This is a genomic window from uncultured Algoriphagus sp., assembly GCF_963974835.1.
In the GTDB taxonomy this organism is placed as follows: domain Bacteria; phylum Bacteroidota; class Bacteroidia; order Cytophagales; family Cyclobacteriaceae; genus Algoriphagus.
The window spans coordinates 197,668-211,249 of sequence record NZ_CAXBET010000001.1 but is presented as its reverse complement, the minus strand read 5'-3'; the positions used below and the strand labels follow the sequence as shown (position 1 = coordinate 211,249).

Here is a 13,582-nt window from a genome sequence, read left to right as displayed (position 1 = left end):
AATTAGGTTAAAGCTTTTCTACGATGAGGATATTGCCACTTTCTACACGCTTAATTTTTACGGTGGCGTTTGTTTCAATTTTGTCTTGCTCGGTCATCGCGTCAATTTCCCGTACAGAACCGTTCAGGCTTACCATGATTTTTCCTTTGCCCTGCATTCTGCCAGGGATAGCAAGGTAAACATCTGCTATCTTGTCCAGTGTTTTTTCTAGGCGAAACGTATTATCTTCTCCAAGTTTTTGGATCTGCCTGATGATGAGAAAAAAGGAATATACAAAGGCAAAGCCTACAGCTAAGCTGACGAATATAAGTAAAGTGGTGTTTGAAATGATATTGTAGAAAGAAATTCCGGTCCAACTAAAACCAAGTAAGAAATTGATAAGATTTCTTAGTGAAAACATCTGGAACGGAGCATCTCCTCCGTCCAAGTCTCCATCGAAATCAGCTTCCAACCCATCCGAGCCTCCAGATCCCACAAAAGTGAGAATTGTCTGAAGCAAAAAAATCAGTGACACTGGTACGGCGATGTACCAGAAAAGTTTGAGTTGTGGATCCAGTCCATCTAAAAATTCCATGTTATTTCGAGTTATAGCCCACTTTGGCTGGCTCAAAATATCTAAAAAACTTCAATTACTATATTTTTATTTTGAAATAAATATGCTGTTTGATCTTCAATCATTGGCGACAAACCTCATAGTATGTAGCTATAATTTATAAATAGCTTAAAGTGAAAAATCCCAAGAGCATGAATCTTGGGATTTCTTATTGTTTACTCTTCGTATTGCAGAGTTTTCTCGAGCTTGCTAATGTCAAATCCCTTTTCGGCTACTCTTTCCAAAATCTGATTGTAAAGATTTTCATCCATCTTTGGATTTCGGGAGAGAATCCACAGATATTTCCGATTTGGATGGCCTACTACAGAATAAGAATAGTCTTTAGCCAGGTCTATGATCCAATATTTTCCTTTAAAAGGCCAGAAGAATTGTACATTAAGCTTGGCATTTCCAGATCCATCTTCAACAAATGCCTTAGCAGTTGACGTCTTAATTTTTCCTTTTTCTGGGAGATTGCAACTGTTAACCACCTTGATTGTACCATCTTCATTCGCGGAATAAGTAGCTTTTGTAGCAGTACATCCTTTCTGGAATGATTGTGGAAATGATGCTATTTCATACCATTCACCGGCATATTTTTCGAGATCAACATAGTGAACCGTCTCCAGCTCTTTTGCTTCTGAACTATGTGATAATAAAACTAGCCCAGCTGCCGCCAAAATGGGTATGGCTATGGCGATTTTCTCAGATTTATTAAGCGTTCTCATGATAGTTGGTTTAGTTAAATTTAAATGGAGCTGTTGCCCGATTTTTATATGCATGTGCACTTACGGCAATGAAAAGCACTATCGCTCCGAAGAGTGCTGTCCATTGCAGATTTGGGATATTGCCCCAATGCCTTATGGAAATTGCAATCAATGCCCAAACTCCCACTGAAGCAAATTCTCTCAAGTTTCTAGTGACTATCATAAATAGGTTAAGGATAACGGCTATTATGATCATGGCTATTGCCCAAGTTTCTTCAGGAATACCTCCAGTCCAGGCAGATTTAGCCAGGTAAGCGGCTACATTTGCTATCGTAGCCACAGCGATCCAACCGCTGTAGAGTGCAATTGGCCACCAAAGCCAGAAAATGATTGGGCGAGGGGCATCCCACTTTTCCATATTTGTATTAAGGATGGTGATGACCAAGCTGGCTAATATTCCTAACATTACGATGACACTGATGCCAGTATGCTCCATTAGCCACATATAGACCCATACCCCATTTCCGATATTTGCCATGATTAGATAAGGCCCGACTTGAGAAAGAAAATCTGAATCTTTCTCCAGGCTGAATGCCCGTGAAATGAAGAAAATTGCCTGAGCAAAAAGAGCCAGGAAAATCATACCCCAGATCGAAAATGCATATCCGGCTGGTGTAAATAAGTTTTCGTATTCGGCACTTAGTGAACTCATAGTATTGCCATTGAGACCTTTTGCATTGACCCAATAATTCCAAAAAATGATCGCGATAAGAACGATCATATTCAGTATAGCATAAATTTTATGTGACTTTTGCATGGATCAGTCTTCGACAGGTTTCAATTGCTGCAGCAGTGTGGGTATGAGTTCAGTCACCGTAGGATGAGTCTGTACAGATTTCATCAATTTTTTATAACTCAATTTAGCGTACATAGCAGTTAGAAATGTTCCTATGATTTCATCGCCACCTGTGCCCAAAACAGCAGCTCCGAGAATTTGATCTGAATCTGCGTCCACGATAACTTCCATCTTTCCCTGTGTTTCTCCTTTTTCTTTAGCTCGGGAAATTTCACTCATAGGCATTCTGGCAAACATTAATTTCTTTCCACTTTTCTTTGCTTGTGCCAGTGTCATACCTGCCCGTCCCAGTGGTGGGTCTATGTACAAAGCATAGTTGATAATTCTATCATCCAGCGTTCTCTTTTTTTCTCCGAATAATTGATCCTCCATGATTTCATAATCATTGTAGGAAGTATGGGTAAAAGCTCCTTTACCGTTACAGTCACCTAGAGCATATATTCCTTCGATGTTCGTTTCCAATTTGGAATTCACTTCTATGTAGCCCTTTTCATTTATTTCTAAATTGGCTTTTCCCACCTTTAAGAGGTCAGAATTTGGGATTCTACCTGTTGCGATTAGCAAATGAGATCCGCTGACTTGTTTGTCGTTATCATCTTTGTGAAAAGTAACAGTAACACCGCCAGACTTCTTGTTTTTTCCCTTCAGGCACTTTGCCCCGCAGATAATTTTTATCCCTTCATTTTCGAGAATTGCCCTGACGATTTCTGAGGTATCCTTATCTTCTTTGGAAATCAAATTAGCACCCATTTCTAAAATCGTCACTTTTGAACCTAAGCGCTTGAATATTTGTGCAAACTCCAAACCAATGTAACTTCCTCCCACGATCACCAAATGATCAGGAATTTTGTCCAATTGAAGTATTGAGCTATTGGTAAGATAGTCTACTTCCTCAAACCCCTCGGGAACTCCGGCTCTGGCACCCACATTTAAGAAAATCTTATAAGATTTTAGAATTCTCGAACCTACTTTAAGTCGGGTTTTGTCCAAGAAAGTTGCAGTGCCTCTTATCATAGAAACTTGAGGAGAATCTGCCAGCGATTTCCTTAATCCTAATCTAGACTCATTGACGAGTTTGTCTTTTCTTTTTTTGATAGCTTTTAAACTTACTTTGGGCGATTTGGGAACATCAATTCCCAGATTAGGAGCGTTTGAAATTGCCCAAGCTGCCCTTGCACTTGCTACATAAGCCTTTGTAGGAGTACAGCCTGTATTTACGCATGTCCCACCCAAGGCCCCTTTTTCTACTATTGCTACTTTCCATTTTTGCTTAGCGAGGGCTAATGCAAGAGGATTTCCAGCTTGACCAGATCCAACTATTATCGCATCAAAAGTTTCTACTCTGTCTTCTAACATGTTCAAAAAAATTTTGGTGGATGAACTTCATTTCTTTAAAAGTTACAAACAGAAAGCCAAAGAAAAAAGTAGTCTGACCAATCAAAAATCCATCGCTAAAAGTAAATAAAACTTTGAATTTAAATTCTTGAAATTACCCAATTGCGCACGTTGCTATGGAATTCATTTATTGCTTTGGTGTGGAAATAAGGATAGATAATTTTGTCTCTAAACCATGAGCCGCTGCGGTAGAATGTTTTGTGGGAAACTTCTGTTTTTCCATTCGGAAGAGAAGTGAAACGGATAAATTGGGAACCTTCAGACTTAGAGTTTTCGAGATAACAGATTCTTATCAGCTTTTTCTTTTTGTCAATTTCCATGACTTCATGGCCGACTTGGAGTTTTATGGCTCCATTAAAGACATGTAAATTCAAAATTAGAACTTGTCCTTCACCCATTCCGCCTGTGTAGACTTGACCTGGAAAAACCTCTTCACCAGTTTGTCTGGAGTACAATTGATGAAAATGAATCATTCTTCCACTCCAAGCCTTTTCAGGTGAAATATTCACATAACTATCCCAGACCGTATCGAAATCCTGGTCATAGATATAAGTCTCCAGATGCTCATGATAATTGGGGTCTGTGTCTTGATAGCAGATGGAGTTTAGCTTCGCAAAATCAAATTCTGAGTTGATGCTCTTTTCTTTGGTGGATTCTTGCATGGGTCCTTTAGGGTCGCTAGTGCGAATGGAGCTTTAAAGAAAGGGAAAGTGAAATGATTCCCCAACCTTTTGATGATAAGAGTGGGTTTTGTAGGGATGGCCAGTGAGTTGAAAAAAAGAGGAGCTTTTTATAGCTCCTCTCAAATTAAAATGCTCTCTCTTTCAAATGTTCGTCCAGATCGATTTTATCAATTCCTTTGGACATCCATTCCGGGGCTTCTGCTCCTTTTAGATGATGGTCGAAAAATTCCATCATACGCACTGAATAATCTTTTCTATTCTCAAGTTTGCCCAACCCGTGATTTTCTCCTTTGTATTGAACCAAAATAACTGGCTTTTTCAATCTTCTTAAAGCAGAGTAATACTCAATTCCCTGAGTGAAATCCACTGCGCCATCTTTATCATTGTGAAGCATCAAAAGTGGCGTAGTTACATTCTTCACATGATATACTGGACTATTTCTCTCGTATGCCTCCCAATTTTCCCAAGGCCCTCCGGTAAATCTTCCTTGTGAGGCTTCGAAGATCGACATATTTCCTCCACCGGAATTCCAGTAGATGAGATCGTACATGGAAATCATATTTGTCAGTGGAGCACCAGCTGCTGCTGCTTTAAACATATTCGTCTGGGTAATCAGGAATGCCGTCTGATAGCCACCCCATGAGTGACCATGAATACCGATGTTGTCTTCATCAATCACACCAGTTTCAATGGCAGCTTTCACTCCTGGAATCACACACCAAACCGCAGACATTCCTGGATCATCCATTGTGTAAACGATGTCTGGGATAAATACGGCAAAGCCATTACTGGTGTACACATTCGGATTCCAGCCAGTTCCGCTGTACCCAGGATTTACCCAATTGTGCCTCGTTTGGGATAGTTTTTCGTAGTAATAAACTAGGGTAGGGTATTTTTGACCCTCCACATAATTCGCTGGAAGGAAAAGTGCTCCCTGAAGCGTATCTCCTTTATCAGATACATAATCAACCAGCCTTGTTCCAGCTGACCAAGCATAATTCCCTGCATCAGGAGCGTTTTCAGTGATCTTTGTTGGAGAAGAAAGCGAAGCGTCAGTCACATAAATCTGATCTGGCTCATTGAACTTTTCTTTGTTGAAGAAGTAAACTTCAGCTAGCTCTGCTTTTTGCAAAGACCCTACGCTAGCATCTTCCCAGATTAAGACTTTTGCTCCTGGTACAAGCCCTTTTTTCGAAGGGTTAATTACAGAAATACCACTTTTTTTAGTCCACTCACCGTAGGCATGGACGTACAATGGCTTATTTAGATCTATACCTTTTTCATCTGGGTCTAGAGAAAAACGGTATTGATATCTGATCTTTTCTTGTCTTCCGTTTTGGGTTAAATTAACGGCTTTACCTTTACCATTTACAGGTACTTGCCAAATATCCCAACCGTCGTTGAGCAATACATATTGACTATCGCTACTCCAACCAAGTGACCCATTTAGAGGCTTTTTAACATTGTGATCATCTTCGACATCTACAAAGTTCACAGGCAAACTTTCCGTCAAGTTCATTTCCTCACCTGATGCAATATCATAGCTGTAAAAGTGGCCATCGTTGCCATATATCAACTTTGTGCCATCTGGGGAACTGCGAGGGTAAGAGGAATAGCCAGGTAAGTAAAAGTTGCTAAACAGCGTCTTTTTCTCACCAGTCTTTAGATCCACAATGTAGAAGTCACGATAATTCTGGCCATCCAGATTGCTTTGCAATTCATAGGACTGATTGTCAGAACCAATCGCATATTTCTGTTTATCAAGAATACTTAAATCCCGCATGGTGCTATCCTGAAGCTGAATGTGCTTTCCTGTAGCCACATCGTACATAGCGTAGAGGCTGTAGTTCTTATCCTGGTTTTCCAATACTTGTTGACGGGATTGAAGGCGGCTATCATTCCAGTGCCAAATAGTCATATCCGGTTTGTCAGCATCTTTTTCCTTTGGACTTACCTTTCCAGAGTCCAACTTCGAAAGAGCTTTCTTCAAATCAGCAATTGAGTTCATGGAGGTATCAGCCATGATTCTTTTCATAGCTTCAGACTCTGCCAGCTTCACTGAGTCTTTATCCAATTCCTTTTTTACTTCCTCTTTCTTTGCTAACACCAAGGGGTGAATGCCATAGAAAATTCTGGTCAAATCCTCTGACCACATTGGACGGCGGTTTGGGCTGATGGTATTATATTTTGAAAATCCAATCGAGTCTTTAACAGGATCATATACTGTCACTTGAGGACTGCTTAGGTTTTTTACGCCCACTAATTTTCCCTGGTCTTGCTTATACTTTTTGTCTTTGACCATTTTTAGCGCTGCAAAAGCATCGCCTTTCTCTGTCCAATTCAGGGATTTGTAAGAAGCAGCATCCGAATCAAGTACAGTGGTGCTGTTATTAGACATATTTAGCAAGTAAATACCATTGCCGGATTGGTTGGCTGCATCTACCGTATAGGCTAGGTAGTTTCCACTTATGTTGAATGAGAATTCAGCTACATTTCCCAGATTTTGGGATTTTTTGCTGTTTAGATGGTAAATCAAAAGATCTGAGCCTTTTGCGTCTCCGCCACCATCTTTGGTCAAATTCACAACCAAGTGAGTGGCAGCTTCTCCATTGAACGAGAAATTACTTACGTTTTCAAAAGTCTTCTTGTCTTCCTTATCAGTTGAACCCAGCTTCATTAAGGTAAGCTTGTCATGAAGTGGCTTTCCCTTAGATTTTTTATTGGCTTCCTTTTCCTTGAAAGTCGGGTATTCTTTAAACGCGATCCACTTGCTGTCCTCACTAAATTCAATGGAAGGGTAGGTGGTAAATCCGATTTTAAATGTCTGAGTTGAGTCTGGATCATTCACATATTGAAGTATCACTTCTCCGTCAGCTTCCAGTGCAGTCATTCCATAGGCCACCCATTTTCCGTCAGGAGATATTTTGAAGGTTCCGCTATTCATGTATTTCCAGATAGGAATATCCTTCCAAGTCATTGGTTTTGAAGCGGTATCCTGCGCAATGGATAAGCTACATGTTAGGCAAAAAAGCCAGAAAAAGGTAAAGAGTTTTTGCATAGTGAATTCTGTTTAGGGGTGTAAAATAAGTTTTTTTGAAAGAACGAGGTGGTAGAATTGATGGAATGCTTTAAAAAACTGTCCAGAAAACCAGGTATGAGTTTCTGGAAAAGCAAAAAGTCCCAAATCTTCCGATGTGAGACTTTTTGAAAATCATAATTAGGTAAATCTCAATTACGTATTTTCTTAACTGACAACTGACAACTGACAACTGACAACTGACAACTGTGTTCTATTTCTTATATACCACTTTACCTCCAACAACTGTCATAGCTACTTTAGCTTCCAAAATTTCATCCTCTGGCACTTCCATAATGTTTTTATCGAAAACAGTAAAATCAGCAACTTTACCTACTTCAATTGAACCTTTAAAATCTTCTTCGAATTCGGCGAAAGCTCCATCCAACGTGTAAGCTTTCAACGCTTGTTGGCGAGTCATCTTTTGATCTCCTTCATATCCACCTTCTGGCAATCCCTGCAAAGTCTTCCTAGTAACAGAAGCATAAAAAGAAGGAATAGGATCTACTGGTTCCACGGGAGCATCAGTTCCATTAGTGACCACCGCTCCAGATTGCATTAGTTTTTGCCAAACATACGCGCCGTCGATAATGCGCTTTTCGCCTAAGCGGTCAATTGCCCAAGGGCGATCCGAACTGAGATGAATTGCCTGCATGGCGGCAATTACACCTAACTCGCCGAATCTTGGGATGTCATCCGGATGTATATGCTGGGCATGTTCTATGCGGAATCTAAGCTTTTTGGAATCAGGATGGTTAGCAAAAGCAGCTTCATAACGATCAAGAATTTCCTGATTTGCCCGGTCGCCGATGGCATGTGAACAAACTTGGAACCCTGCTGGAATTGCTTTTTCAGAAACTTCGGAGACTACTGACATCGGTAATGTCTCATGGCCACGATGTCCCGGGCGATCGGCATAATCTTCCAACAGCCACGCTCCGCGGGATCCTAAAGCGCCATCACAATTCAATTTGATAGATCGAACCGTTAACATATGATCTGAACTATCGATCATGGGACCTTTTTTGTACCATTCATCCAAAAGCGCAGGCTGGGTACCAGTTAGCATTACATACTGACGGACGGTAAGTTTGCCTTCGTTTTTGAATTTTTGTATTAGGTCAATGACGTTTTGTCCGCTTCCAGCATCATGGAAGCTGGTGATTCCTTTTTCATTCAATTCTTTCAACGCCAAAGTCAAAGCTTGTTCAGCTCTTTCGGGAGTTTCAGCAGGTATCAGCCTCGAGACTAATCCTGCGGCTTTTTCAGCTAGAATTCCGGTGGGATTTCCGAGCTCATCTAGAATAACTTCCCCACCTTCAATTTCTCCGGGTCTTTCTCCACTAAGGTTGCTGATCCCAGCTAGCTCAAGCGCTTTGCCATTTGCAAAAGCTGCGTGTCCACTTGCATGAGAAAGGTAGACGGGATTGTCAGGAGAAACTTCGTTCAACTGATCGTTGGTCTGGAAACCTTTGACCATTTTTTCTGGCTTCTCGATCCATTTGTCCTGATGCCAGCCACGGCCGGTGATCCAGTCTCCTGGTTTGGCTTTGGCGACAGCTTCAGCCACTTTTTCGACTAGCTCGTCGTATGTTTTAACGTACATAAGATCCAGTTCCAGCTTATTATAGCCGATTCCCATCAAGTGTGCGTGGGATTCGATGATGCCAGGAGTCATGGTTTCTCCCTGAAGATCGATCACTTCTGTATTGTCAGACTTGTGCTTTTCTATTTCTTCGACTGATCCCACGGCCAGTATCATCCCGTCTTTTACGGCCACCGCTTCTGCTGTGGGTTGAGATTCATTGACTGTGTAAATGATACCGTTTGTAAAAATCAGATCGGCTGGTTCAGCCTTTTCGGGGGAGCACGAAATGAGGAATATCCCTAGGATTGCGAGTATGTAGATGTTTTTCATTGAATTGAAGTTCAATTCGAAACTACCTTATTTCAAACAATCCAAAAAGCCAATCCTGTAATTAGCGTATCCAGATTTTGCGGGATTCTCTGAATTTGCCTTCAGATTCAAGGATCAGAATATATAGTCCAGGAGTTAAAAAACTTGCTTGGATTTCCACTTCAGTGTTGGCTGGAATAGTGATCTCACTAAGTAACTCTTGTCCAAGTGAATTGATCAAAGTACCTGTGGAATTCTTATTCGTTATTACTTTGATTGGCCCATCACTTGGATTGGGGTAAACTATGATTTGATACTCGTCTTCGTTAGGATTGGATTCTGCTGTGGAAGTTAGGTAGATCAAACCCCCAGCCCGAGTCCCCAAAATCAAATCGGTGGTACCCTTGAAAGTTTCTGCAACAGTGGTAATCCAAGTATTTCTTCCCAAGCGAGTAGGGAAATAATGATCTCCGATTTGGATTAAAACTTCCGAAACGGTAGCGGATTGCATAAAGTCCTCGATTTTGCTCATTACCCCATTTTGATCTACAGCATAGAGGTCAGGATTTGTTTTTTGCACTACGGCAACACTTAGATTTCTATTGGCGGGATTGTCAGCAAATCCTAAGAAATCTGACTCCAAGAGGATTGCAGTATTATTGGAAAAATCAACAGTATACAAATCCAAGCTCCCATTTTGCGAAGCTACAAGCATGTGATCTTCATTATCGTAATAGAAGAACTGCAGATAATCTCCCCGTTGTGGTTGATATCCATCTAGTGTAATAGGCTGATATTCCAAGTTTTCTATCTCAAAAAGTAGTTGGATAGGGATGCTCCCTTGTCTTGATATTCCTGTGATCAGCTGGTGAACTCTGTTTTCTTTATCCCTGTAATAAAGTTTTTGGGCATCAACGAGTTTTAGGTTTTCAAGCGACTCATTGAAAATATCAACATAGATAAACTTTTCGCTTTCCAGAGAAAACATGGATTCTGTGGCAATAACTTCCCCGTTTTTCATCCTATTTGAAATGATTACTAAGTTGCCGTTTGCACTGGATCCAATATGAAAAGGCTTGGTATTTTCTCCCAAGTCAATCATCTGATTTTGCAAGAACTCAAAGTCAGCATTTCCCTGTGAGTCAATTTTTACGATAGAATTAGCAAAATCAATCCCGAAATTGGAGGATGCTTCACTTGTATTGAGACTGACGATTATATCTTCTTCGATTAGCTGGCCAATATGGAAAAGTGGGAATTCAGGAAAGTCCCCATAGCCAGGAAGGCTGTTCGTGAAACTGGAGAAAATAGGTTCGGAAGACGTTCCGGAATTTGGAAGGAAATAAAGGGTGCTACACTCATCACGTCCCAAGACTAGATCATCGATTCCGTCTCCATCAAAATCCTGATACAAAATAGAATGTCCCCCAGCGTGAAGGATTTTACTGTTTTCATCAGAAAGTATCCGAGAATTCAAATCTTGTCCTTCACAAGTCTTTCCGAAAGAAATATCCCCACAACCGCAAAATTCAAAATTTCCCCAGTGAGTAAGCGGAAATTCGAAGCCATCAATGTCAGCTGATTGTTTTCGCTCGACACTGGTATTTTTGTAAAACTCCATGTAATCGCCACCGGCAAAATTGAAAATCACCAAGTCCAAATCTCCGTCCCCATCCAAATCTTGAATCAGTGGAGTGTCTAGATTATTGGTTTGTATGTTGCCTGAGCCATCCAGTTTCAGGAAGTTTTGAGCAACATCCCAAGAAATCTGGCTGCCGTTGGAAGTGTTTTTATAGGCTTTTATTCCAAAAGCAGTTGAGGTAAATAGATCCTTTTTACCATCTCCATCAAAATCTGCCAGTATTAGAAATCCACTGATATTAGTTGGGAATGCATAAGTCAATTCAGGCAGGTGAAAGAATTTTTCACCCTCTTTTCGGAATACTAATAGTTGTCGGGAATTGATGTCCCAGGTAACCCATTCTTCGATTCCATCACCAGTAAGATCAATGGTTTCTATTTGAGCGGAATTGATTCCTCCTGTAAAGGGCGAGGTTAATAAAACATCATTGACTTCAACTTCAGCCTGCTTATCTATTCTAAAAATTTCCTGTGCATTTAGATGAATACTGCTAAGCAAAAAAATAAAAATACAGATTTGGCGCATAGAATGGTGATAGCTAAGACAAATTAATACGTGAGTCTCTCTTCAAAGATGTAAATGATTCCTTTATTTTGGGAATTAATTCCTTCGAAAACGATGAATATTTCCATTTTATATACCCTCTTCAAAAAAAGTACTGGAGTCAGTACGGACACCCGAAAGATCGAAAAAGGCAACATATTTTTTGCACTCAAGGGGCCAAATTTCGATGCAAATGCTTTTGCTCCGAAGGCTTTGGAAATGGGTGCTTCGGTAGTTGTGATTGATGATGTGAAGCATTTTGTGGAGGATGACGAGCGATACTTTTTGGCAGAAGACGGATTACAGATGTTGCAGAATTTGGCAAACTATCATCGCAAGCAATTAGATATTCCAATCATCGGATTGACTGGCTCAAATGGGAAAACGACTAGCAAGGAACTAATGAAGGCGGTTTTGAGCAGAAAGTTTAAAACGGCTGCAACGGTTGGGAATCTGAATAATCATATTGGAGTGCCTTTGACTTTGCTGGCTATTGATGAAGAAGATAAAATTGCGATCGTGGAAATGGGCGCAAACAAACCGGGTGATATTGCGGAGCTTTGTGAAATAGCTGAGCCAACCCACGGAGTGATTACCAATATTGGTCGTGCTCATCTCGAAGGAATGGGTGGCCCGGAAGGAGTGCTCAAGACGAAGACGGAATTGTTCCAGTTTTTGAGAGCAAATGACGGAGAGGTATTCATCAATTCTCAGGATCCAATTTTGTCCAATTTTTCGAAAAGATTTGAGAACCCAATTCTTTATCCTGCGAAAGGTGATTTCTGTGAAGTGACTTTCCATGAGGCAAATCCTTTTGTGAAGTTTTCAGTTGAAGGTTCGGAAGAGGTTTACCTTAGTTCGCTAATCGGGGCATATAATTTTGGGAATATCGCAACTGCGCTGACTGTAGGGAAGTTTTTCGGAGTTGAGATGGAAAAAGCAGTTCAAGGGATAGTGGAATATAAGCCATCGAATATGCGTTCCCAATTGATTGAGAAGCGCAGCAATTTGATCATACTTGATGCCTACAATGCTAATCCATCAAGCATGGAAGTAGCAATTCGCACGTTCGGTGAAATGACCGGTAAAAAGCATAAAATGCTAATCCTCGGCGACATGTTTGAATTGGGAGAGCATGCCGAATCTGAACATGCTCGACTAGGTGAAATCATTAGTGAATATGAAATTGAAAAGGTCTGCTTTACAGGTCAGCTGATAGTTTCAGCGTTGGGTAAGTATCCAAAAGCATTGTACTTCCCAGATCCTTTTTCATTTAGAAACTGGCTTCAGGATAGCAAATTGGAAGATTATCTAATTTTAATTAAGGGAAGCCGCGGGATGAAGTTGGAGGGATTAGTGGATTTTATTTGATGGGGTTTGAGAAGCTTAATTTTTCTTTTTCAATCATTTTGAAATCAATTTTGCCTCATTAAAGTTTACTTCAGTATCTAAACTCCGACAATTTTCAGATTTCATTAGTTACAAAAAACAAAAGAATGCGCCCTTACTTACCTTTTCTTGCTGCCCTCGCAGAACATAACTCAAAAGAATGGATGGATGCCAACAAAAATTGGTATCAGGAAACCAGAGCTGAATTTTTGGAAGATGTGGCAGTTTTGCTCAAAGGAATTGGGGAGTGGGAGCCAGAACTTTTGGTGTTCAAACCTAAGGATTGTGTCTTCAGACAAAATCGGGACATACGCTTTTCTGCCAATAAGATGCCGTACAAAACTAATTTTGGTGCCTATTTTTCTCCAAAAGGAAAGAAGTCAGAAGGTCCAGGATATTACCTTCAGATTCAACCAGACAATTCCTTTATGGCAGGGGGAATATGGATGCCTCAAGCCGAGACATTGAAAAAGATCAGAAAGGAAATCGATTATTCAGGGTCAGAATTAACCAAAATCGAAAATAATGCTGATTTCAAATCACTTTTTGGCCAGATCGAAGGTGAAAAACTCAAAACCAGCCCACGCGACTACGAGGCTGATCATGAGTTTATAGAATACTTAAGATTGAAGAGTTTTACTGTTTCTTCTAAAATCTCAGATCGGGATATTGAGTCTGGTAACTTCATCAATATCGCTCTGGATGGTTTTCAGATAATGAGACCGCTTCAGGAGTTTTTAGCTCAAGCGATCGAGGATATAGAAGATGGATCTGGAATTTTATAGAGCCTAGAGTTTGGAGT

Annotated in this window: 10 protein-coding genes; 2 read left to right on the top strand and 8 right to left on the bottom strand. The window is 40.5% G+C overall.

What is annotated here, in order from left to right:
• Positions 1–7: 7 nt before the first annotated feature.
• From AACZ73_RS01030 to AACZ73_RS00995, 8 genes are all read right to left on the bottom strand, one after another.
• The gene (locus tag AACZ73_RS01030; RefSeq protein WP_339874623.1) at positions 8–574 is read right to left on the bottom strand and encodes an NfeD family protein; all 567 of its coding nucleotides are present in this window, start codon (positions 572–574) and stop codon (positions 8–10) included.
• Positions 575–768: 194 nt separating this feature from the next.
• Positions 769–1,320, bottom strand: coding sequence for a lipocalin family protein (locus AACZ73_RS01025; RefSeq protein WP_339874621.1), 552 nt, complete (start codon positions 1,318–1,320; stop codon positions 769–771).
• A gap of 10 nt (positions 1,321–1,330) precedes the next feature.
• Complete coding sequence (locus AACZ73_RS01020; RefSeq protein WP_339874619.1) at positions 1,331–2,116, bottom strand: hypothetical protein; 786 nt, start codon at positions 2,114–2,116, stop codon at positions 1,331–1,333.
• Positions 2,117–2,119: 3 nt separating this feature from the next.
• Positions 2,120–3,511 carry a mercuric reductase gene (locus AACZ73_RS01015; protein WP_339874617.1) on the bottom strand — a complete coding sequence of 464 codons (1,392 nt, stop codon included), beginning with the start codon at positions 3,509–3,511 and terminating at the stop codon, positions 2,120–2,122.
• Between the two features lie 119 nt (positions 3,512–3,630).
• Positions 3,631–4,212 (bottom strand): hypothetical protein, encoded by a 582-nt coding sequence (locus AACZ73_RS01010; protein ID WP_339874615.1) that lies wholly within the window; start codon positions 4,210–4,212, stop codon positions 3,631–3,633.
• A 145-nt stretch (positions 4,213–4,357) separates the two neighbouring features.
• Entirely contained in the window at positions 4,358–7,291 is a 2,934-nt protein-coding gene (locus AACZ73_RS01005) for a prolyl oligopeptidase family serine peptidase (protein WP_339874613.1), read from the bottom strand.
• 232 nt (positions 7,292–7,523) lie between these two features.
• Positions 7,524–9,227 (bottom strand): amidohydrolase, encoded by a 1,704-nt coding sequence (locus tag AACZ73_RS01000; protein ID WP_339874611.1) that lies wholly within the window; start codon positions 9,225–9,227, stop codon positions 7,524–7,526.
• A gap of 61 nt (positions 9,228–9,288) precedes the next feature.
• Positions 9,289–11,373 (bottom strand): FG-GAP-like repeat-containing protein, encoded by a 2,085-nt coding sequence (locus AACZ73_RS00995; RefSeq protein ID WP_339874609.1) that lies wholly within the window; start codon positions 11,371–11,373, stop codon positions 9,289–9,291.
• Between the two features lie 93 nt (positions 11,374–11,466).
• On the opposite strand from AACZ73_RS00995, the gene murF reads away from it, so the two are divergent.
• The gene (murF, locus tag AACZ73_RS00990) at positions 11,467–12,762 is read left to right on the top strand and encodes a UDP-N-acetylmuramoyl-tripeptide--D-alanyl-D-alanine ligase (RefSeq protein WP_339876321.1); all 1,296 of its coding nucleotides are present in this window, start codon (positions 11,467–11,469) and stop codon (positions 12,760–12,762) included.
• Between the two features lie 125 nt (positions 12,763–12,887).
• On the top strand, positions 12,888–13,565 hold the full coding sequence (locus AACZ73_RS00985) for a DUF2461 domain-containing protein (protein ID WP_339874607.1): 678 nt from the start codon (positions 12,888–12,890) through the stop codon (positions 13,563–13,565).
• The last annotated feature ends 17 nt before the right edge of the window (positions 13,566–13,582 follow it).